Genomic DNA, 24108 nt, shown 5'->3' with positions numbered 1-24108 from the left:
AATCTGTTACTGAATTTTATAAAATACTAACTTCTATCTTAACATCATTATTCTTATTATAAACATCTACTATCTTCTCCTTTTCTAACAAAGTTGTACTAGCTCTTTTGATAATATCATCAATATCTATTCCATATTCTCTATTCAAACGCCGAATCTCCTTAGCCGATATAAATCTCCTACTTAACATTAACAGATTGAGAGGAATATCATAATTAAATTTAACTTGACCTTCTTCCATTACTTTAATTGACAATATCCTTTCTACTTTAACATCAGAGTCATCTCTTCTTACTCCTTTATTTTCTGACTCAGGTCTTCTGATTACATCTAATAGATTATTCACACCATCAATAATCTCCTGACTATCCTGTAATACTTGAAATAAATTATTGCTTTTATTCTCCATCTATACCACCCCTTATTGATTATAGAATCATTATATTAAAGAGAATAGTATAGTGTTAAAAATATATTATATCTATTAGCTATTTTTATTTTTAACCTTTATTTTCTCCATTAATTTATTAGATAACTTATTATTTCCAGCAATAATCGTTAATTTATCCTCTTTATTAAATGTAATCACTTTACCTCCAGCTTCTTTTATCAGTAGAGCCCCTGCAACTATATCCCAAGGGTTTAGCTCTAACTCCCAAAAAAAGTCTACCGTCCCTTCAGCTATGCAACATAAATCTAAAGCAGCACTTCCAGTCTTTCTAGTCCCCCGTACCTTCTTAACAACCCTATCAAAGTAATCTATATTATCATCAGGGTTTTCAACACGATAATAAGAAAAATCTGTCATTAGTAGAGCCTTCTCCAGCCTAGCAGTAGTAGATACTTTCAATCTTTTACCATTTAAAAATGCCCCTTCTTCTTTGATACCATAATACAGGTAGTCTAATTTAGGAGCATAAATAACACCAAGAATAGTTTCACTTTGATACTGCAAACCTATAGATATGCAAAATAAAGGAAACCCATGGGTATAGTTTGTTGTACCATCTAAGGGGTCTATAATCCACTGATAATCTGACTCTCTATGATCAGCACCACTCTCCTCAGATATAATTGAATGGTTAGGATAATCTGCTTTAATATAATCAATCAGAATCTTCTCTGATAGTTCATCTACTTCTGTAACTAAATCATTCTGATTACTTTTGGTCCTAACCTCAAAATTGTCATGCAATCTATCAATCTGTAATCTTCCAACCTCCTTAACCCACCCTTTAACTTTATCCAATACCTCGAATCTATCCACAAATTATCATCCTTCCATTGCTGATACTCTTCTTTACTTATCATCTTTCAATCTTCTACCTGCTGAGTATAATCAGGCTTTTGTTTCTTTAAATCTAAATAAAGTGTCCCATCTGTATTTAGATGTGCTAACATTACATCAGAAACACTTGAAACACTATTCTCTCTTAGCTGATTATATAACCAATTAAAATCCAAGTTATTCTGTCTTAAATTCTGTTCTAAAACTTCACCATCTTTAATAATCTCTGTAGCTAAACCTTTATAAGGTGTATCCAAATTTAAATCATTAGGGGTTACAGGATCATAGATGCTCTTTCTTTGAACACTTAAGGTTCCATCAGATTCTAAGACTGCAAATTCTACCTCATTTAACTTAAAGGCCCCTTTACCCCGTAAATGGCGCTCTAAATCATCTAAACTATATCTTGCCTTTAACATATTCTTCTCTAAAATCTCCCCATTTTGAATGATAACTACAGGCTCTCCTACAATTAATTTTCTAAACCTTAAGCTTTTTACAGTCATATAACCAAGAAATACTGCACAAGTTGTTAAGATAATGGGACTTAGTAACATCACATTCCCCTTTGATTTTTCAACAACATAGGTACCTGTAGCACTACCGATAGTAATTGTTGTTACAAATTCAAAGACAGATAATTGTGCCAATAACTTTCTTCCAATTATCCTAGCTAAGGTAACCAACAGTACAAAGACTACTAATGTTCTAATAAATATTTCTATGTATGGATTCATTTTTTATAAATCTCCTTTATTTTTTCTTATTATTATCTTTAGTTAGATTTTTTATTTTTATTCTATTAAATCTAGTGAATATGAGATGGATGATAATTTTAAAGTAAGGTAAATCACCATTAGGTAAAACCTAATTTGGGAATTTATAGTTAAAAATATAAATATACATTGGATTTTATTTATTCAACAAGGTATATAATAAAAAGAAGACTAAGATGCTCATCTTAGCCTTCTTAAAAATCATATATTACCTCTGCTCAAGCTCTCTTAACCCTCTTTCTAGACGCCTTCTATCTATGTGCCTTCCATTACTGATACCAATCTTATCAAAGATACCATTGGCTTCATATTGATTATCACACTCTATAATCAGGTCAAGAAACCTATTTAGTAGTAAAATTCTCCTTTTCTTGAATATTTTAAAACATAAGATAGAACCTACAGTATACTCAAAATCTACTAGGATCCTTCCATCCTTCTTCTCATCAAAGCTCAATAATAAATCAGTAGCCTTAATAAATTTCACCCTTGCCAAGTGAGGCATCTTTGCAAAAGCGTCTATCCAATTAAAGGTTATATTATAATTTACCTTCTTAAAGGATGAGATTGTAGAGAATAATCTCTCATAATCTTCTAAGCTGCCTCCATCAAATTCTTGAAAGATAGTAAGTAACCTCATAGAGGTTTTTACCCCTTTTGAATTTCCTTTATTGGCTCGATGTAAGAGATTAGTAATAAAGTCTTCAAATCCCACCAAGGCTTTCTTATTATTCCAATCCTTTAAGTTATCATAGAGTTTATTAACAGATTTACCTAAATAGGACTGATCATTAACTTCTAAACTCTTATATAACCAATATTTATTATCTTTTATTGCTGTATTATTAGCTCTATCTAGCCTTCTATCAGGTAATTCTTCTAATCTCCTTCTAAAGAGCCATTTATTAATTACCTTTAATTCCTTAACATCAATCCCTACTTCAGTAAAGAAATTATTTATACCTACTAGGTTATTTATACTGATAATATTAGTAAATAACTTATTAAAAAATTTAATTTTAGCAGATTGATCACCAGCAAAGCTTAAAATAACATCACTGGCATAGAGTAATTTGGAAAGGTTATTGAAATCATTTTTGAACTTCCTCTCTGCTTTAATGATAGTATTAGTAGCTTTAATATAATTTAGCTGTTCTTCATTAGGTACTTTACTAAAAATATTCAAAAATTCTAGAGTAACTTTATTGCCTTTAGTCTTAAGGAAAGATATTACCTCTAGCAGCCCTTGATATAGTCCTATGTTAGATTTATCAATCTGCTTATGCTCCTTATCAAGACTTTTGAAAAAATAGTTAATAAAACTCTCTAATTTATCTAAACCCTCTTGATTCTCCTCTTCTCGTAAGTCATTATAAAGGTTACTGATAATTTGACCAAAATCAGAGATAGAGGTATGGTTCAAATAATAATTCTTATTCATCCTCTTATAGATTGCTCTATCTATATCAATTACAAACTTCTGTTCTGTTTTATTATTTTCAAGAGAAGAACCACCTCTATTTCTCCTATTTGCCATTTCAATACCTCCTCTTCACTTAAAACCTTGATCTTATCTTTTTTATAATATATTTCACATAAACCAACTGCCAACAATCTAGTCTGTAATAGATTAAAAAGTGACAATCCTTTGCCACTTTTTATAATCATCAAACTATTTTATTATAATTAACGATTATGATGGGGTCTACTTTTTACTTCCTCACAAGCCTCAAGGACTACCCTATATATATCCATCTTAGTCTGAGTACTTGACAGATCTACACTATCAACAACTACCCTTCCATTGTTACTACCAGCATATCTAGGCTTTATGTTATTAAGAGCCAATGCTATTATATCATTCTTACATTGTTCACAATTACATATATCTTCCTTCTCCTCTAATACCTCATCAACCATGATCTTAACCTCTATCTCCATCAAATTTCCAGTAGCCAATTTATTTTCATCCCCTCTCTTAATATTTTTTTATTATCAAAAATATATTTCTCACTAACCAGATATTTATATCAAAGATAGAATCAAGTAAAAATTACAAGGTTCTTGACTTATTAATAATTCTATATTATCTATGAAGATTCCTTTTTATATTCTATTTCTTAAAAAAACGATTTCACTTTTAACCTTAGAACTGAAGTATTATATTTTAATATAGGTATTAAGGGATAATGGGTATATTGTGACACTTTAACTTCAGTACATAGTGGATAGTTGAGAGTTAAATTCAAAATCTCACACCTCACCCCCTAGCCCCCTTTCGGATCTATCTACCACTTCATGCAAAATCAGCCTCTCCTTAACTAATGAGAGAGGGAAGATACTATATTTTCTTTTATTCCCTCTCTCCGGGTCTAGCGACCACTTCGCAATAAAAAACATTTCCTAAGAATAGGAGAGACCGGTTTTGTATGAAGGGTTAGGGTGAGGTGTGAATTCTAAAAGTGTCGCAATATCTATCTATTGTATCAATTTTGAACTATATAGATTAAATTCAAGTTCTTCATATTAAAATCAAAATAGTACAATTTATTAATTATTATGTCTTTGAAATAGCTATTAACACCCCTTGATTAGAATAAATTTGAAATATTTATTGAAAAATGTAAAAATCAATCTCTTTACTTATAATTAACAAAAGGATTTAGCACTCCACCTTAGAAGTTAATAAGGTAAGCTAAAAAGAAAGGAGAATTATATGAAAAAGATAATCGTAGCCTTAATCGCACTAGTACTCATAGTAAATTTTCAGCTTGCAAGTTATGCTGAAAACTCGCTTTCCTTTGAAATTTTGGAGTCTGATACCTCTTACAAATCATTAGGAGGAGAGTTTAGATTTGAAGATAATTGGTCCCTTAAAGGTGACTATACATTCAGTAGAATTGACCAATATAGTATCAATCTAAATGTTAATAAACTCAACTTTGCAGTATTAAATGAACTATTCTCTACTGAAAGGTTAACTACCCAATTAGGAATTGGTTATAATTATGGTTCTACTCAATTATCATCTAATTATTTTCCAGATATGAATGTATCCTCTAAAGAGCATAGTATCAGCTTAATTGGAACTGGAGAAGTAGCTTTAGATGAGAAACTATCTGCATTTGGAGAGCTTAGTTACAATCCTAAGGTAAAGTTAAATGGCAGAATTAAAAATAGCCAGAGTAATACTCAAATCTCTGATAGCACTAAAAAATATGGAGCTAAGATGGGAATCAAGATAAAATTGGCTGAAAATTTAACTGTTCGAGTCGGCTATAGTTTTACTAAATATCTACCAAAGGATAATACTTTAAATAATGTAGAGACAGCCAATTTCGATTTTAAAGAGAGTGATTTAAAGAAGAGCTTCAATAATGACCAGTCTGCTATCTTCTTAGGATTAGAAAGTAATTTTTAATAAAATATTAAAAATAGGTAAAGGGAGATACCTCTGTCTTCCTTTACCTATAGTTATTTAAACTATAACTTCTTTAATGAATAATCTCTTTATAAAAAATTATATAAATCATTTAATTAAATTAGCAGCTGCTTTATCTACTACAATGGTAACATCTGGATGTAATTGTAATAGCGAAGATGGAACCTCAGTAGTAATCTTACCACTGATAGTATTTTTAATAGCCTCTGCTTTATTCTCACCACTAGCTAATAATAATATCTTCTTAGACCCCATTATAGAACTCATTCCCATCGAAACAGCTTGTTTTGGCACCTCTTTTTTAGAATCAAAGAAGCGACTATTAGCCTCAATTGTCTCTTCTGCTAAATCAACAATATGAGTTCCAGTTTTCAACTTATTGTCTGGCTCATTGAATCCTATATGTCCATTAGTCCCTATTCCCAAGACCTGTAAATCAATTCCACCGGTCCTTTCAATCTTCTGATCATATTTTAAACAAAACTCCTCTAATTTATCTTCAGCTTCTATTGGAAGATTAATATGTTCTTCTTTGAAATTGACATGATTAAATAAATTATTAAACATATAAGAAGTATAACTCTGTTGATGGTTAGAATCTAAACCTATATATTCATCCAAATTAAAGCTAATCACTTCACTAAAATCAATCACATCTCTTTTATAGAGCTCAACTAATTTTTTGTACATCCCCTCAGGAGTTGAACCTGTAGCAAGCCCTAATACTGAATTGGGTTTTAAAATGACCTGACTTGATACTATACTTGCAGCTTTAGTGCTTAACTCTTCATAACTTCCCACAATATGAACTCTCATAAACTCACCTCTTATTTACTATTAATATTGTGACTAACAACCTTTAGCCACAGATATATGGCTGTTTATAAAAACTTGTAATAATCATTATTAATCTAAACTTATTATAGTTTACTTAACTCTTCATTAATCTTGATTGCAATGGCTTCTGCACGTGTTCCAACAATTACCTGTACTGCCTCATCACTAACTTTAATAACTGCTGAAGCTCCTAAGCTCTTCAAACCCGCTTCATTAACAGATTCAGCATCTTTAACAGTAAGTCTTAATCTAGTGATACAAGATTCCACACTACTTAGATTATCAGCTCCACCTAAATTTTCTATATAAGCTCTAGCATCAATATTACTATTCTTATTAACTCTTCCTTGCTTACTTTCTTCTCTATCATCCTCTCTACCTGGAGTAGAAATATTAAATTTATTAATCATAAATCTAAACAAGAAATAATAAATTGCAAAAACAGCTACTCCCAAAGGAATTAATAAGAAAGGATTAGTAGCCAAACCATAATTTAAAAAGTAATCAATAGCCCCTGCTGAAAATCCAAAGCCATGTTTAATACCAAAAATATATGTGATTGATAAAGATATTCCTGTCAATATAGAATGAATAATATATAAGATAGGAGCTAAGAACATAAAACTAAATTCAAGGGGTTCTGTAATCCCAGTTAAAAAAGATGTAAAAGCAATACTAAATAGAGCACCTGAAACAGCTTTCTTATTTTCCCGCTTAGCAGAATGGTAAATAGCTAAAGCAGCTGCTGGTAATCCAAACATAAAGATAGGATAAAACCCAGCCATAAAGGTTCCAGCAGTTGGATCACCTGCAAAGAATCTTGATAAATCTCCAGTAACAACTTTACCTACTTCTGTAGTATAGTCACCAAATACAAACCAAATGAAACTATTCAAAACATGATGTAAGCCAATTGGGATTAGAGCTCTATTTAAGATACCATAAACAAATACTCCAAAGGCTCCTGCACCAATAATCCAATTTCCTATTGCTTCAATTACTGTCTGAATAGGAGGCCAAGCATACCCAAATACTCCTGCTAATAAAACACAAGATGCTCCAGTAATAATTGGCACAAATCTCTTACCACTAAAGAATCCTAACCAATCAGGTAACTCTATATCATGATAGCGATTATATAAGGCACCTGCAACAGCACCAGCTATAATCCCTGCTAAAACTCCCATATTAATCTCACTATCTATTGATTGAGTACCTTTTGTCAATACAAAATAACCTACTACTCCAGCCAAACCTGCAGCACCGGAACCATCAAAAGCAATTCCAACTGCAACACCAATTCCAAATAATAATGCTAAATTTTCAAAGATAGCTCCACCTGCTGCTGCAATAAATGGTATATCCAATACATCTCCAGCCCCTAATCTTAATAAGAGTGCTGCCGCTGGCAAGACAGCAATTGGTAGCATTAGTGCTTTGCCAATTTTTTGTACGTTAGTAAGAATTTTTTTCATAATTATACACTTCCTTCTGTAAAGTTGATTTTATTACCTACCAAATTCTTATCCATTGCTGCATTATTCTTGCCGCTTATTTATCTTATTATCTTGTGGCAGTATAATAATTACTTAAAACTCATAAAATTTAATTCATCTAGTAGCTATCACCTCCATTACTTGATCTTTACCACTTACTACACTACCTTGTTGCTTATTCATCTTATCAACTTCTGACATATTGGTTATTACTAGTGGAGTGATTAAAGATTTTGCATTCTCTTTTACATAATCTAAATCTATTTTAATTAATTTATCACCAGCTTTAACTTTATCCCCTTTTTCTATAAAGCTTTCAAAGCCTTTACCATTTAACTTAACAGTATCTATACCTATGTGAATAAGTAACTCAAGATTTGTTTCAGTTTTAATTCCTACTGCATGATTTGTAGGGAAAATTTGAATTATTTCTCCTGAACAAGGAGCTACTATAGTACCTTCAGATGGATTAATTGCTATTCCATCTCCTAACATCTTCTCTGCAAATACTTTATCAGGTACATCTTCAATTTTTACTATTTCTCCTGTCATAGGTGCTAAAAATTCAACTTTATTATTTTTATTAAATATATTGAACATAATGCTTCCTCCTCTTTAGTTTTAATTTATAGCTTATTATAAAGGATTTCTCCTTCTACTATTGTAAGAGAAATATCAATTTCTTCATCAAATACTACCATATCAGCATCCTTAGCAACTGCAATACTTCCCTTATATTTATCAACGCTTATTAACTTGGCTGGGTTTAAACTCACCATTTTAATAGCCTCTATTAAATCCAAATCTGTATTATCTACTATATTTTTTAGTGCTTGGTTTAATGTTAATACACTACCTGCTAATGTACTATCTTCTAATCTAGCTGAGTTACTTTTAACTGTCACTTCTTGTCCTCCTAGATCATATTTCCCTTCTTTCATACAACCAGCTCGCATAGAATCAGTTATTAAAATAACTTTATCTTGACCTTTGATATCTACTAGTAATTGAAACAGGTCTGGATGAACATGAATTTTATCAGCTATTAGTTCACAAGTAATATCACTAGTAAAAACACTTCCTACTACTCCTGGGTCTCTATGATGTAAAGGAGTCATCGCATTAAACATATGAGTAGCATGCTTAATTCCTCTTTTAATAGCTTCAATTGCTTCTTTATAAGTTGCATTAGAATGGCCCATAGATAATACTGTATTATTTTCTTTCATCTTACTTATAAATTCATAACCTCGATTCACCTCTGGTGCTAAAGTAATAATTTTAATAACATCTAAATAATCTTTTACAAATTCATAACTAGGTTCTTGAATATATTTAGCATCCTGGGCTCCCTTATATTCTTCGTTAATAAATGGACCTTCCATATGAGCTCCTAATATTTTAGCTCCTTTTAAATTTCTATTCATCAGTTCTCTTATCACATTAAGAGCCTGATAAATACTCTCTTTATCCATAGTCATAGTCGTTGGTAAGAAGGCTGTAACTCCAGTTTGTAATATTGTAGAACTTATCTCAGTTAGGGCCTCCGTATTAGCATCCATGGTATCTTTACCACCTGCTCCATGAATATGCAAATCAATAAAACCAGGTGCTACATACTTTCCATCTATGTCTATTAATTCAATATCAGTATACTCTTGTAGCTGATTTGGATTAATTATATCTAATATTCCTTTATCAAATATTATTACTTTATTTTCAACTATTGAATTTTCCATGATTATTTTCCCATTAATTATAGCCTTCATATTATATCCCCCCCATTCTAATTCGTAATTACAGTCAAAGTATAACTTCTTCAGAATGAGTTTTTATTATCTCATCCCTCAATATTTTTCTGATTTATAATTCCATTATAATCAGCTAGAAGTTCCTTAGCCTTTACTAAATCTACACCTTTTTTTATCATTATAATTGCTAATCTAGCATTGTAGTTACATTGCTTTGATACTTTCTCTACTACATCTAATTCTGCTTCAGTAGCTATCTGAACAATTCTTTCTATTCTCTTTCTTAACTTTTTATTAATTGGTTTTACATCAATCATTAAGTTGCTATACACCTTACCTAACTTAATCATAGAAGTAGTACTTAACATGTTTAAGACCATTTTTTGAGCCGTTCCTGCTTTCATTCTAGTTGACCCCATAATTACTTCAGGTCCAACATTAACTGCAATACAAATATCTGCTATATCCTGCAATTTACCATTTTTATTACAAATAACACCTATAGTTTTACATCCTAAATTCTTAGCATACTCTATAGCTCTTACTACATATGGTGTATTTCCACTAGCAGAGACTCCTACAAGAATATCATTTTTTTCAAGCTCTATATCAGTTAAATCCCTAACCGCTAAATTCTCATCATCTTCTGTCTCTTCAAGAGGCATACTTAAAGCCTCTTTACCACCGGAAATAATCCCCTGAACCATTTCATTATCTATACCAAAAGTAGGTGGACATTCTACAGCATCTAATACCCCTAACCGACCACTTGTTCCACTCCCGATATAAATTAATCGACCACCTCTGTTAAGCTGTTCTACTATACAATCTACAGCTTTAGAAATATCATCTTTTTCTTTTTTAACAGCCAATGCTACTTTTTGATCCTCATTATTTATTTTTTCAATCATCTCTATTGTTGTTAATGTATCAATATCTACTGTATCTGGATTTCTTCCTTCAGTAACCATTTTGCTTTTCATTCCCCTCTCCTCCTTTTATGAAAGGTAAGCAAATCATTAAACTTTTCTATTATTTTAATAATTATTCTCTATATTATACTAATACCATAAATTACTTTAATATATCTACTCTTATTCACTTTTATTTTTTAGTGAACTATTTTCATATATCATATATATGATATATTGTATATACCAATTTACTTATAAAATATTATTATAAAAAAACCAATAAAGTATATTTATTTTTTTATATACTTTATTGCTAATCACAAACATCATATATATAACATAATGTATATACCAATTTTCTTGATTTTATTATACAACTCTACAATCACTTTGTCAAGATAATAAGAATAAAACTCCAATTGTTAACTTATATTCGTATCTCCTACACTAATAATTAAGAATTACTTCATGTTTATATTTGTCACTTCTATAGACTGCTTTAGTATACTCTATTACTCTACCATTTTTTAAGTATGTTGTTCGTCTAAATAGTAAAGCCAATGCAGATTCTTCTACTGTTAATAAATCACTCTCATATTCAGTTAAAATTCTAGGTTCTATAGTCTGCTTAGCATAGTCTAAATTATAACCATATTCATTCTCTAATATACTATAAAAGGAATTATTTTCAAGCATCTCTTGACTCATATTTGGACATAAATCATAAGGAATCCAAACAGTTTCTATAGCAAAAGGTTCTTCTTCGACAATTCTTAACCTATTCACTTCTATTACCTTATTTTTGTCATTTGGCATCTTTAAATGATTTCTAACTTTCTTTGTCGCTTCTTTTAACTCAAAATATAAAATTTTAGTTTTAGTTTTTAATCCTTTTTCTTTCATAATCTGAGTAAAGCCTTTAAGTTTAGATAATTGATATTTTAGTTTAGATTCAGTATCAGCAACAAAAGTACCTCTTCCTTGTTCTCTATATACTAGTCCTTCATTAACTAAGTCCATAATTGCTTTTCTTACAGTCATCCTACTTATACTATGCATTTCAGACAATTCTCTTTCAGTAGGAATAGGGTCTCCTGCTTCTAATATATTGTTTTCTATCATTTCTTGTAATATTTCTTTTAATTGATAATACAAAGGTAATGGATTATCTTTCGAAACTCTTTTCATATTAATTAATTCTCCTTATCTATTAAACAGCTAAAATATTATATAGCTCATATTATTAATATATTATATTGTATATACCAATATTATATACATGATGTTATATTCTTGTCAAGTGTATATAAATTATTTAATTTATATATCTATTTCATACCAATAATCAATTATTTTACACGTAGACTAAACTCTGATCAAAACCTAACTTTAAAAATTTTAAATTTTTAGTTGGCTCTCAGTCAGACCTTAGTCTGTATCCAAATTGTTCTTAATTTTTAATTAGTGAAACTCCAGCCCAAGAGTACTTCCTCAGAAAATAAAAACAATTTTTTTCAGGGTATGTATCCATTTCTTTTTTCAAAAAGGCTCTATTTCTTAATCTTTACTACATACTACAGACTACTGATATTAATAAAATTTATCCACAACCTCTAAAAATGCATACTTTCCTTAAAGACAAAAGATCCAACTTATTAAGTTGGATCTTTTGTTAACCAATTATGATTGTAATTCTACTTCAAGATTGTCGCCTTTACCCTGAGTTACAATCTTTCTAGCCTCATCTGCTACTACAACTGCCAATACAATCAATACAATTGCAGTACCTCCTAATATATAATCAGGATTAGATTTAACTAAGAAGTTATAACCTTGGTATAACAAAGAAGCTATTGTTGTAATAACCATAAAGATGGCTGGATATAAAGTATATTTGGTAGGTTTCTTAACTCCAACCAAGTAAGCTGTAATTACTAACAATGATAATGCCCCAATCAATTGGTTTGCTGCTCCAAAGATTGGCCAAATAATATTATAGGTTCCAGTATAGCCTACAAAGAAAGCTGGAATCGCAATAAAAATAGAACCAGCAAACTTATTTTTTAAAAGAGGAACTTTTGGTCCTACAAGCTCGGCACTAATCATCCTGCCCAATCTAATACAAGTATCCAAGGTAGTCATAACAAAGGTCTTTAACATAGTAATCCCAAAGAGCATACCAAAGGTTCCAATAAAAGGTTCTACAAGTCTCCCATATCCTAAACCAAAGGCTTTGATAGGTCCACCGCTATTTAATACACTTAAAAACCCAAACTTCTCCATCCCAACAGGTGCATCCCAGAATAGACCCGCACTTACTGCTAATAAGGCGATAACTGCAAGTAGGCCCTCTGTCAACATAGTCCCATAACCAATTAAACGACCATCGGACTCCTTTGCTAACTGCTTAGAGGTCGTTCCACTAGCAATTATAGAATGGAATCCTGAAATTGCCCCACAGGCCACAACGATACAGATTGTTGGCCAAATTGGTCCACTTGCTGAATTAAGTGAAGTAAGGGCTGGAGCATTGACTGTAGGATGGGTAACAAAGATTCCTAAAAATCCAAGAGCCATCCCAATAACTAAGATCCAATTAGATATATAATCTCTAGGTTGTAATAACATCCAGACTGGAAGTACTGATGCTATTAATCCATACCCCATCAGTAAGACAAACCAGATTCCAAAGTTTGCTTGGCTAGAGAAAGGTAAAGAGATTGGATATTCATACCCCAACCAAATTAAGCAGAATAAGCCTGCCAAAGCAATAATTGTACCCAGAATAGTTGAAAAATCCAACTTATAAATCATAAATCCAAAAAGCATTGCTATAGGAATAATTCCAAAGGTCGGGATAACAACACTAGGGGTTGAAGCAAGAGTTTTTGCCGCTACAAATCCAAAGACTCCTACAACAAGAATTATAGTAAGTAAAACGAATACAGAAAATAAATTCCTAGCTCTTCTTCCGATAGCCTCTTGTGCAATCTCTGGCAATGAATCACCTTTGAATCGAACAGAGAGCATCAATGATAGATAATCATGCACCCCTCCAATGAATATAGTTCCAAATAATATCCACAGTAAAGTCCCAGCCCAACCAAAAGCTGCAAAGGCTGCAATAGGTCCTAGAATTGGTCCTGCTCCTGCAACAGAAGAGAAATGATGACCAAACAGCATCACTGGTTTAGAGGGATAATAGTCCATCCCATCATTAAATTCTACTGCTGGAGTTGCTCGTTGATCATTAGGTTGAATTAATCTCTTCTCTAACTTCTTACCATACCACTTATAAGCTAATACAAACCATAAAATTGAAAAAATAAGTACTACTACTGAATTCATATAAATCCTCCTCACTACTAACTTCTCTTTAATTTTTGATTAAAGCACTACTTTACTACTCTCTAATATTATATTACTCTAAAATATACTTTAATCAGCTTATCTGAAAGGAAAAAGATATTCCTTTTAGACTCAGATACCAAGCATTATTCTTAATTTTTCCTACCCACTATTTACTCTATATTTTATTAATTTTCAAACATTCCTTATTATAGTTAGAAATTATATAATATAACAAATCTTATGTCAATCTCTTTTAAAAATTCATAATCAAACCAATTAATTCTATTCTATATATGTTAATATCATCTTCATAAAGTAATGTACTGTGCTAGTTAAAATTTTAATATGAATAGTGTCTTTTTATGGGTATATCGCGACAATTTTTACTTTTTATTAATTTTAATAATGAAAAAGAAGCTAAGCTTATAGCCCAGCCTCTTCAAATTATAATATTTATTACTATAAAGCTTCATCTACTATCTTCATTGCACAATAAGAACCACACATAGTGCAAGCTTCTTCATCCTTTAAAATCTGATTATGATCATCTCTAGACTCTCTAGCTTTTTTAGGATCAATAGATAATTCAATCTGTCGCTCCCAATCTAGATTCTTTCTTGCTTTAGCCATCTCCAAATCTCTCTCTTTTGCTCCTGGTACTCCTTTAGCGATATCAGCAGCATGAGCAGCAATCTTACTAGCAATTACTCCTTCACGAACATCTTCAATACTAGGTAAGCCGATATGCTCAGCAGGAGTTACATAGCACAAGAAGTCAGCTCCAGCAGTAGCTGCCAAGGTTCCGCCGATAGCAGCAGTAATATGATCATAGCCTAAAGCTATATCAGTTACTAAAGGTCCTAATACATAGAAGGGAGCATCCTTACACAACTCTTTCTGTATCTTAATATTTGTCTCAATCTGGTCAAAAGGAACATGACCTGGTCCTTCTACCATTACCTGTACTTCAGCATCTCTAGCTCTATCTACCAATTCAGCTAATACCAATAATTCATGGATTTGAGCTCTATCTGTAGCATCTGCTAAAGAACCTGGTCTTAAACCATCACCTAAACTCAAAGTAACATCATACTCATAACAGATCTCTAATAACCTATCATAGTATTCATATAATGGATTCTCAGCATTATTATGTAACATCCACCCAGTCATAAAAGAACCACCACGGCTAACTATATCAGTCACCCTTCCCTCATCTCTTAAATGACGGATAGTCTCTAAAGTCAGACCACAGTGTACAGTAATAAAGTCAACACCATCTTTAGCTTGCTCTTCGATTACATTAAATAGATCATCTACTGTCATATCAATAATTGCTTTATCTGCTTGCAAGGTCTCTACTGTCGCTTGGTAGATTGGAACAGTTCCTAAAGGTACAGTAGCCTTCTCTAAGATTGCTCTTCTAGTCTCATTTATCTTCTCACCAGTAGATAAATCCATTACTGCATCAGCACCAGCCTCTACAGATACCTCTAGCTTCTTTAATTCTTTCTCTATCTCTGGATAATCCTCTGATGTACCAAAATTAGCATTTACCTTAGTCGATAAACCTTTCCCAAAACCATTTGGGTCTAAGTTCTTATGATTCTTATTAGCGGGAATGACAATTGTGCCCTCTGCTACTCCTTGGCGGATAAAATCTGGACTTACCCCTTCTTTTTCAGCAACCATCTTCATCTCAGCAGTTATCTCTCCTGATCTTGCTCTTGTCATCTGTGTCATTTTTAAAATCCTCCTTTATTTTTTAACCAATATAAATAAACAACTCTAAAAAATTTAAAATCTTATTTTTGCCACGAATCTCACTAATCTTCACGAATTGAAACCTTCTTTAATTTATTAAGTTATTTCTCATTCGTGTCTATTCGTGTTAATTAGTACCCCAAGAGTACTTCTTCGGGAAAAGCACCCTCAGGGCGTAGCTAACTATCTTTTGATTTTGTTTTTATTTCACTTTAGAGTTGCACTTCTATATAGTCTCGTGAACTTAGACTGAAATTTTCCAGTATAAATGTTTCTATAAAAATTTTATAGTTAGATTAAGTTATAGACAAAAGTTATATGTTTTAGATACTATTTTGGATAAATTTCATTTTAGATTCACAAATCTATATACTTATTAATCATTCTAAATCAAACTCATTGTACACTATATACTCCCCTACGAGTTCTTTGAACTCTTCGTGCGGAGAAATAAAGTTTCATCTTTTTGAGAAACTTTATGATCACGTAGAGTTTAATTTTAAACTCGAAGAGGAAAAATCCCCAATCGAATTTTTCCTATCTGCAAAATGATTAACTGGATTATTACCTTGACCAACCTTACAGCCAGCTTTAATTGCCTCGGTTATGTACTTTTTACTTCTTTGTATTGCTTCTTTGATTTCATACTCTAAAGCTAAATTACTAGCTATAGCTGAGGATAGAGTACATCCAGTACCATGGGTATCCTTAGTATCAATCCTTTCAGCACTAAACTCAATAAAGTCTACTCCATCATATAGTAAATCCCTTGCAATCTCTCCACTTTGATGCCCTCCTTTAACTAAAACATACTCACAGCCAAGCTTATGTAATTCACTAGCGAGAATCTCTAAGGATACTTCCTCCTCTATACCTCTACCAGTTAAGACCTTAGCTTCATTAAGGTTTGGTGTAATTACCTTAGCTATGGGAATCAACTCTTCCTTAATAGTAGTAATAGCTTCCTCTGCTAATAGAATATCACCACTACTAGCTACCATTACTGGATCAACTACTAAGTTATCCACCTGATACTCTTTGATCTTATCTACTACTACCTCAATAATCTCACTAGTAGCTAACATTCCTGTCTTTAGAGCAGAAAATTTCAAATCACTCAATACTGAATCCAGCTGCTTAGCAACTAAATCTATACTAACTGTTTCAAAACCTTGAACCCCTAGAGTATTCTGAGCAGTAACAGCAGTAATTACCGAAGCTCCATAGACTCCAAAGGCTGTCATCGTTTTTAAATCAGCTTGAATTCCTGCCCCCCCTCCAGAGTCAGAGCCTGCAATTGTCAAGACTTGTTTCATGGTTATTACCTCCTTGTTTTTAGCTAATAGCTGTTAGCTAAATTAAAAAAAGCACAGCTCCATTTAGGAACTGTGCTTTTGAATTTATAAATAGATAGCTTAATGTATATAAAATACACTTCAAAAGCCCACTTCCCTACGCTAGTATTACCTAGATCAGGTTCAAGGGGTCAAGAAATCAAATTTCTTTCTCAGCTCTAACAGAGCTCCCCCAGTGGTACGAAAATATTCGGTTTTAGTATATTTTTATTATATCATAAATATTCAACTTTGCAAAGTTGAATATTTATGATAAGTTGATTGTGAATTACAATTTAAGAATTACAATTTTATTTAATAATTTGATATTATTTTATTTTCTATATTTTTATCTTTGATAGACTCTGACATAATCAACTTCCATTCTTTGAGGCCAAACATTTGGATCATATCCTCCTGCTGCACCCCAGTCTCCTCCTACTGCAATATTCATTATTAAATGGAAACGTTGATCAAAGGGCCATTCTGCTGTACCGCCATGTTTAGTAAAAGTATGATAGATCCTACCGTCCACAAGGAAATCAATTCTATCTGTATACCATTCAATGGCATAAGTGTGGAAAGCTGTTTCCCAGTCTCCACCTTCTACACCAACCATTTTTTGGGTTCCTAACATATGATTATAAGCTTCTGTATGCACGGTTCCATAAATCATATGAGGTTCATAGCCTACATGCTCCATGATATCAATCTCTCCACTGTTGGGCCAATCTCCATAAGCCCAATCAGTAGGCAACATCCAGATAGCTGCCCAGGAACCAAGACCTCCTGGTAATTTAGCTCTTGCTTCTACTCGTCCATAAAGCCAATCGCCTTTATTTCTGCTTACTAAACGGGCAGAAGAGAACTCCACACCTTCATACCAATCTTTTCTAGCTTCAATAATTAAATTACCATTTTCAACTCGGGCATTTTCCAAGCGATTTGCCGTATAATTTTGCCATTCATTATTACCCCAGCCACCAGCACCTACATCATAACCCCATTTATTAGGATCAGGCAGACCAGTATAATTAAACTCATCTGACCAAACTAATTTCCAACCCCCAGTATTACCATCAGCGCGACTAAAATTAATCCAATTTATATTATAACCTCCTGCAGGTACACCAATACCAAATTCTTGCTGGCCTGCTTCTAAATAAACAGTGTGAGAAATTGTTTGCCAATTTTGCCATCCACCTGTATAAGGAACATTTACACTACCTAATAAAGTTTGACCAGCATCCTGCTCAAATCTAATAACTCCTCCACCATTTAAGCTAGCTACACGATATTCTACTAGATATTCTCCAGCTGCTTCCACATTAATATCATAAGACATCCAATCTCCTGCATCAATATGTCCTACATTTTGGCCACCTTCAGCACAATCCTCAACTTGAACACCACTCATATAAGTATAATTTTCTGCTTCTATACGCCCTGGTATTGGAGCAGCCAACAAAGTCAACGTACATAAGCTAACAAGTAGAACCACCAAAAACATTATACTTAAAGCTTTTTTATTAAACATATTTCCCCTCCTTATTTGCTTTTAATTTTTTTAATGCTATTGAATTTTAATACCTTTCATCACCCCTTTTCTAATCAATTTATTTCTCAACATTATCTAATAGGAAAATACCACTAGATAATGTTGAGGTTAATATTAATGAGTATAAAGATACTCATCACCTATAGCACCGGTTAAATTAAATTGATATTCCCATGGCTCCCCACCGTTATGATGCATATCATTCTTAGTATATTCCCATCTATCTAAGCTAGAATTATAGGTCATATAATATCCTGGTTTACTATGAAGGTCTGTACTTGCATCATCTCCTATATATACAATTATCCATCCATTATCTTGACCTGAACTTCCTCCATCTTTTACCCAGAATAATGCCTCTGCTTCACTTATATACTCTACTCCATGATCTGCCGTTGGTTCAGGAACTGACTGTAATGTAAATTTAACCCAGTTAATATTAAATTGTTGTCCACTTGCATAAAGTCTCAAAGTCTGTTCTCCAGCAGTTAAATCAACTTCTACTGTTACTGTAGTCCATGCTTGCCAGTCACCTGTATTTGGTATTGCAGTAGTTGCTAACACATCACCATTTGATTGAAGTTCGATTTCACCTGTATCTTGAGGACTTGCTACTCTATACTCTACAGTATAAGTTCCTGCAGTCTCTACATCTACAGTATAGTCCATCCAATCTCCTACTTCTATCCATCCTACATTCTCTCCACCTTCACTACAGCTTTCTGTATCAATTCCTGACATATTATCATAATCTTCTGCTTCTATTTTACCTGGTATTAGATGATTATCAGTAGATGGTGGTGGTGTAGTTACTCCTGAAATCCCCATAGCATATGGAGCAACATCTAGTGTTGTTCCATCAGAGAAATTTACAGTTTTCCAAAGATTTGAAGCATTATAGGCAATATAAGTTTTTATACCATTATTATCAAACACACCATAAAGAGGAGTATCTGCTGTTACAGTAAAATCTGGTGTCCCCATAGTATTTAAACTATGTAACCAATGATAGGTATGAGCTTTAGATTCCCCTGCTTCTGGTATAATAGCATCACTCCACTTATTCAAAGCTGTAGAAGGGTCATAAAGAGCATAAGCCATATAATGTATATCAGCCCATGTATCTGGGTCTCCACCATTCTCTGCTACCATTTCATCATAATTTACTTTTATAGCATTAGGATGCTTTGCCAAATGAATTGATGCAACAGTCATTGGTAATAAATTGATACCATGTACCTCTTCATCACCACCTGCCCACCAAATTTCATGACTATATTTCGCTCCCCAAACCATTGAAGCAATCTCATGACCATAAGCTGGATTAAATACATCTCCATAACTATCAAACCAATAATTATGAATTGCTTCTGATGCTGTTGTATACAAGTAAATTCCTAAATCTCTAATCTCTGTATTATTCGTTGCTTCCCCCCAAAGAATAATTGCTTGAGCAGCATTTATACCTTCTGAAGATGACTCTTGGTTATTACCATCAGCAAATTGAGCATGACCTGATGCCCAAGAATGACCTTCATAAGGGTCAAAACTTCTTAAAAATGGAAATTGATTGTCATTTCTGTCCCAGTTAGCAAAATCTTTGATAACTTTCTTAACCATACCGCCCCATTGACTATCAGAAGCCCAATATGAATCTCTTAAAGCGATTTGAGCTGCTGCATGAATAAAATATGCATAATGGAAATGGTGATCATTTAATTGGTCTGCTGTATAATAACTATCTGGATAACCAATTAAAGTTCCCCAATTATTGTCATAATAGAATAGATTTTGGCTTTCTCCTGAACTAGCAGTAAACCAATCTTCTAAAGTACTTCTCAATCTATTTTCTAAAGTTGAGGCAACAGTCCCATTATTCACTTGCTCTGCTAACGGTAATGCAGACGCTATCTTACCTAATGTTTTTCCTAACCAGTAAGTATTACCACTACCAGTAAATTCTTCATTAGCTAATTCATTTAAATACCCACTAAGAGTGTTCGCGTCAAAACTTCCTGGATTAGATAAATCAGCTACATCAGGAAATGAAGGTAACACACCATTATAAGTATATCTTGTTTGGAATGATGTACCTGCTACAGTCTTCATTGTCCCACGCAAAGTATTGTAGCTATAACCCAAGGGGGAGATCAGACTATTATTTCTCCATTGGTGTGGATAAAGAGCCATAATAGTATTAGAATTTGACCCTTCCTTTACTGAAGTTGTCAGATCAAAATTAGTTATTAATTGACTTGAATTTTCATCGTAATGCCAACTTACCTTAGTATCAGTAACAAAAGCATAGGCATGGTCTTTAAAATAGTTTAAAGTAGAAACACTATTATCAGGTAAAGTAGCAATTGATACATAGTTTCTTCCAGTTGGTAAATTACAGGTTAATCTAGTTGTTCCAATTCCATTCCAAGTTGATCCTGCTGGAGCAAATAGTCCATAACTAACACCACCTATAGTTATTCCTAAATATTGACTATTTGATCCTCCATAAAATATCACAGGACTTTCTCTAAACTCTAATACTGGATTACCTCCAGCAAAAGTAGCATAAACATAAGGGCTACCTTTAACTAAAGTGGCTTTAATGTTATTACTACCATCAGCCATCAATACATCAGTTGTCCAATCAGTTATTTTATCAGCTCTAGCATCCACTGCTGTAGCCATACTACTATTTTCTAAAGTAATATCAGCAATATGTGAACCAAAATAAGCAATTCCACCTCCACCTAATCTTGGAGTACCTATTTCTAATCCAGATTCTACAGCCTTAAAAGTTAAAGGATGTGAAAATATTGGTTGAGAATATTGTTCCCATAAGATTGAACTTTCCCAACTATTAGTAGGCACTGCTCCAGTTAAATTAGTAGTTTTATAAATTGTTTCTGGTGGATGTTCTTCTCCAGCAGGTAAATATTCTGTATAGCTTCCCATACCTACATTAGCAGCAAATAAAGATGATGTACACAAGGTCATAATCATTACCAACACTAGCACCATATTCAAAGCTTGTTTAGTAAACAATTATTTTCCCCCTTATTCATTTTTATATACTAAAAACACTTAACTTTAATAACTTTTCTTTTATCCCCTCCTAATCAATCTAAATTAATTAGGTAATTAAATAATAAGAACTTATGTACTATTATTCAATTATCAGACCTTATGTACTTAATATTTAGTTATTGCTTACTATTATTTAATTACTATATAAATATAAAAATCTACTGTATTAAGTTTGAATTATTTGACTTATTAATACAGTAGATTATTATATACTTATTAAAATTATGTCTAACTTCTTAAATATAAAGCAATAAATAAAAAATTAAATTGTTATACTATATATTTGCTATTATTAAATTGTAAATTAATATCTGATTATACTTAAGGTATAAAATTTTACTCTTGCCAATAGATATCATCTATACCAAGCTGGAAACTAGAGAAATCACCATTTACGCTAACAATTGCAAACAAAGACTTCATTGATTGTAGTGCGATCAATTCTCCTTTAAGCTCACTAATTGGAATTGTTACCTGTCCCCACTCACCATTTCTAACAAGACCATACTTTGTTTCATAAGCTGGGAACTCAACCCAATGTTCGTTGGTATAAGTGTCCATAACCCCAATTTTGAAAGAGACATCTGCGGGGATTTTAATCATGAATCTCAAATTTCCATCAGCATAATTACTCATATTAAGTGGTGCATTTGGAGCAATATGACCTCCAAACCAACTACCTGGCATGGCTGCTTGCCACCCAATTCCATTCTCACCTTCATATGGAGGAATAGTTCCTTCAACAAAAGTACCTTCCCAAGCATATATATTTGGTGATTCTATCTTATTATTTGTTGGTGTATTGTCAGTAAATACTCCAAAAGTTCCTGTTTCAGGTTCAGGTCCACCAAATTTAACCTCACCTACTCCATTCCATTTCTTGACTTTTACATAATCAATATAGACTTTGCCTGGAAGTGGTGCTGTTACTTCACCAGGGGTCATTGCATCTGTAAAGGTCCCACCAACTGCAAGGTTTAGTAACATAAAGAATGGTTTTCTAAATTCATCTGAGTCTTCGCTTATTGTGAAATCCTTCGCGAAAAGGAAATGCTCTACTCCATTATCTTCAACAGCAAAGCGAATAATATCTTGATTCCAATATAGGCGATAAGTCAAGAATCTATCTGTTAATGTATTAGGATCTATATATGGTGTAACATTTGGATTTTCCCAAGAACGATTTGCAGCACCAGTTGGATTTTGATCACTAAGTGCATCTGGTGAATACCAGAACTGATTGGAAGTAACCATTTGATTTTCTGTTGCAACACCATATTTTGCTCTTTCGCTAGCCATATGCCCCATTTCCATCATATCAATTTCTCCACATTTTGGCCATCCAACAACACCATAATTACTTCCTAATAGCCATGCTGCAGGCCATAAACCAGTTGCTAAGTTATCTGGCACTTTCATTCTAACCTCTATTATACCGTACTGTATAGCAACTTTTCCATTTGTATCAACTTTACCTGAAGTAAAGGACTTACCTTCCCAATTTTCTCTTTTTGCCGTCAAAACTAAGGCATTATTTCCTGGTTCTTCGGGAATCTCTTCTATCGAAACATTCTGTGGTAAGTAATATTGTAATTCCTGATTACCATTACCACTTCCATTAGTAACCTTAGTCCATAAATCTGAATTGAATGTATCAAAGTTCTCCTCCCAAAGTACTCCATCAGGATTACTTATAGTAGGAGTAGCAGTTAGTTGATTAGAATCAGGACTCTCACCATTACTATTATAGGCTGCTACTGTAAAGGTATAAGCAGTACCATTTGTTAATCCTGTTACTGTATAATTTGTTACATTTCCTACATCTATACTTGTAGTTCCATATTTAACGTTATATCCTGCAGCATTAGCTACGCTACCCCAAGATAGTGATACTTGGGAATCCCCTGCCACTGCATTATTTAAGCTTGGTGCTACCAGTGATCCTGGATTTGTAGTTCCTCCTTCGCTATGGTTATAAAGGTATTCAGCACTTTCCTGACCTGCTAGGTTAAACTGATATTCCCATGGGTTTCCTCCATTATCATTCATATCAGTTTTAGTATATTCCCATCTATCTAGACTTGCATTATAACTCATTGTATATCCTGGTTTACCATGAAGAGTTGTATTTGGATCTGGACCTACATATACAATTGCCCATGAAATATCTTGACTCGATGTACTCCCCCCATCATTAACCCAAAATAAGGCTTCTGTCTCATTGATATACTCTGCACCATGATCAACATTACTAGCAGCAAATAAAACTGATGTACACAAAGTCATAATCAAAACCAACAATAACACTATATTCAAAGTTTGTTTAGTAAACAATTCTTCTCCTCCTTATTAGTTTTATTAACTACACCGATTTAACTTTAATCTATTTTCTTTAACCCTCCTTTTTTAACAATCTATGATATTTTGGTAATTAAATAATAAGAAGTTATCTAATTGTTATTTGGTTATCTCTTCAAATTATTTAATTACTACATTAACGTTGCATTGTTGAA

General features: G+C 32.6%; 18 protein-coding genes and 1 riboswitch. Of the genes, 1 reads left to right on the top strand and 17 read right to left on the bottom strand.

Translation table 11 applies throughout. The features are described 5' to 3' along the window. Positions 1 to 16: 16 nt before the first annotated feature. The 5 genes from U472_RS07035 to U472_RS07015 form a co-directional block, all read right to left on the bottom strand. The gene (locus U472_RS07035) at positions 17 to 409 is read right to left on the bottom strand and encodes a hypothetical protein (protein WP_068716873.1); all 393 of its coding nucleotides are present in this window, start codon (positions 407 to 409) and stop codon (positions 17 to 19) included. Between the two features lie 75 nt (positions 410 to 484). After that, entirely contained in the window at positions 485 to 1267 is a 783-nt protein-coding gene (locus U472_RS07030) for an inositol monophosphatase family protein (protein WP_068716871.1), read from the bottom strand. 47 nt (positions 1268 to 1314) lie between these two features. Beyond that, positions 1315 to 2025 (bottom strand): YetF domain-containing protein, encoded by a 711-nt coding sequence (locus U472_RS07025; protein WP_068716869.1) that lies wholly within the window; start codon positions 2023 to 2025, stop codon positions 1315 to 1317. Positions 2026 to 2272: 247 nt separating this feature from the next. Beyond that, positions 2273 to 3601: a hypothetical protein gene (locus tag U472_RS07020; protein WP_068716867.1), complete on the bottom strand. Its 1329-nt coding sequence runs from the start codon at positions 3599 to 3601 to the stop codon at positions 2273 to 2275. A 149-nt stretch (positions 3602 to 3750) separates the two neighbouring features. Then, entirely contained in the window at positions 3751 to 4023 is a 273-nt protein-coding gene (locus U472_RS07015; protein ID WP_083189796.1) for a late competence development ComFB family protein, read from the bottom strand. A gap of 757 nt (positions 4024 to 4780) precedes the next feature. On the opposite strand from U472_RS07015, the gene U472_RS07010 reads away from it, so the two are divergent. Further along, positions 4781 to 5485: a hypothetical protein gene (locus U472_RS07010; protein WP_068716865.1), complete on the top strand. Its 705-nt coding sequence runs from the start codon at positions 4781 to 4783 to the stop codon at positions 5483 to 5485. 108 nt (positions 5486 to 5593) lie between these two features. Here U472_RS07010 and nagB read toward each other — a convergent pair whose 3' ends face one another. From nagB to U472_RS06950, 12 genes are all read right to left on the bottom strand, one after another. Further along, entirely contained in the window at positions 5594 to 6322 is a 729-nt protein-coding gene (nagB, locus tag U472_RS07005; RefSeq protein ID WP_068716863.1) for a glucosamine-6-phosphate deaminase, read from the bottom strand. Positions 6323 to 6426: 104 nt separating this feature from the next. Beyond that, positions 6427 to 7818, bottom strand: a complete 1392-nt coding sequence (gene nagE, locus U472_RS07000) for an N-acetylglucosamine-specific PTS transporter subunit IIBC (protein ID WP_068716861.1) — start codon at positions 7816 to 7818, stop codon at positions 6427 to 6429. A 135-nt stretch (positions 7819 to 7953) separates the two neighbouring features. Beyond that, positions 7954 to 8439 carry a PTS sugar transporter subunit IIA gene (locus tag U472_RS06995; protein ID WP_068716859.1) on the bottom strand — a complete coding sequence of 162 codons (486 nt, stop codon included), beginning with the start codon at positions 8437 to 8439 and terminating at the stop codon, positions 7954 to 7956. A 26-nt stretch (positions 8440 to 8465) separates the two neighbouring features. Then, complete coding sequence (nagA, locus tag U472_RS06990; protein ID WP_068716857.1) at positions 8466 to 9608, bottom strand: N-acetylglucosamine-6-phosphate deacetylase; 1143 nt, start codon at positions 9606 to 9608, stop codon at positions 8466 to 8468. A 71-nt stretch (positions 9609 to 9679) separates the two neighbouring features. Then, positions 9680 to 10573 carry an N-acetylmuramic acid 6-phosphate etherase gene (gene murQ, locus U472_RS06985; protein WP_068716855.1) on the bottom strand — a complete coding sequence of 298 codons (894 nt, stop codon included), beginning with the start codon at positions 10571 to 10573 and terminating at the stop codon, positions 9680 to 9682. A gap of 378 nt (positions 10574 to 10951) precedes the next feature. Beyond that, entirely contained in the window at positions 10952 to 11692 is a 741-nt protein-coding gene (locus tag U472_RS17375) for a GntR family transcriptional regulator (protein ID WP_068716853.1), read from the bottom strand. A 492-nt stretch (positions 11693 to 12184) separates the two neighbouring features. Next, on the bottom strand, positions 12185 to 13852 hold the full coding sequence (locus U472_RS06975) for a carbon starvation CstA family protein (RefSeq protein WP_068716851.1): 1668 nt from the start codon (positions 13850 to 13852) through the stop codon (positions 12185 to 12187). A 462-nt stretch (positions 13853 to 14314) separates the two neighbouring features. After that, positions 14315 to 15598, bottom strand: a complete 1284-nt coding sequence (thiC, locus tag U472_RS06970; protein ID WP_068716849.1) for a phosphomethylpyrimidine synthase ThiC — start codon at positions 15596 to 15598, stop codon at positions 14315 to 14317. Positions 15599 to 16101: 503 nt separating this feature from the next. Next, positions 16102 to 16935: a bifunctional hydroxymethylpyrimidine kinase/phosphomethylpyrimidine kinase gene (thiD, locus tag U472_RS06965; RefSeq protein WP_068716848.1), complete on the bottom strand. Its 834-nt coding sequence runs from the start codon at positions 16933 to 16935 to the stop codon at positions 16102 to 16104. Positions 16936 to 17051: 116 nt separating this feature from the next. Further along, a riboswitch (TPP riboswitch) is annotated at positions 17052 to 17158 on the bottom strand. A gap of 144 nt (positions 17159 to 17302) precedes the next feature. Then, the gene (locus tag U472_RS06960) at positions 17303 to 18490 is read right to left on the bottom strand and encodes a carbohydrate-binding protein (protein ID WP_083189795.1); all 1188 of its coding nucleotides are present in this window, start codon (positions 18488 to 18490) and stop codon (positions 17303 to 17305) included. A gap of 135 nt (positions 18491 to 18625) precedes the next feature. Continuing rightward, positions 18626 to 21553, bottom strand: coding sequence for a glycosyl hydrolase (locus U472_RS06955; RefSeq protein WP_068716846.1), 2928 nt, complete (start codon positions 21551 to 21553; stop codon positions 18626 to 18628). 378 nt (positions 21554 to 21931) lie between these two features. Then, a complete protein-coding gene (locus U472_RS06950) occupies positions 21932 to 23929 on the bottom strand; it encodes a fibronectin type III domain-containing protein (protein WP_068716844.1) in 1998 nt (665 codons plus the stop codon). Positions 23930 to 24108: the final 179 nt, after the last annotated feature.

The sequence above is a fragment of the Orenia metallireducens genome (assembly GCF_001693735.1).
GTDB lineage: Bacteria > Bacillota > Halanaerobiia > Halobacteroidales > Halobacteroidaceae > Orenia > Orenia metallireducens.
The sequence above is the reverse complement of the archived record's forward strand: the minus strand, read 5'-3'. Positions and strand labels throughout refer to the sequence as shown.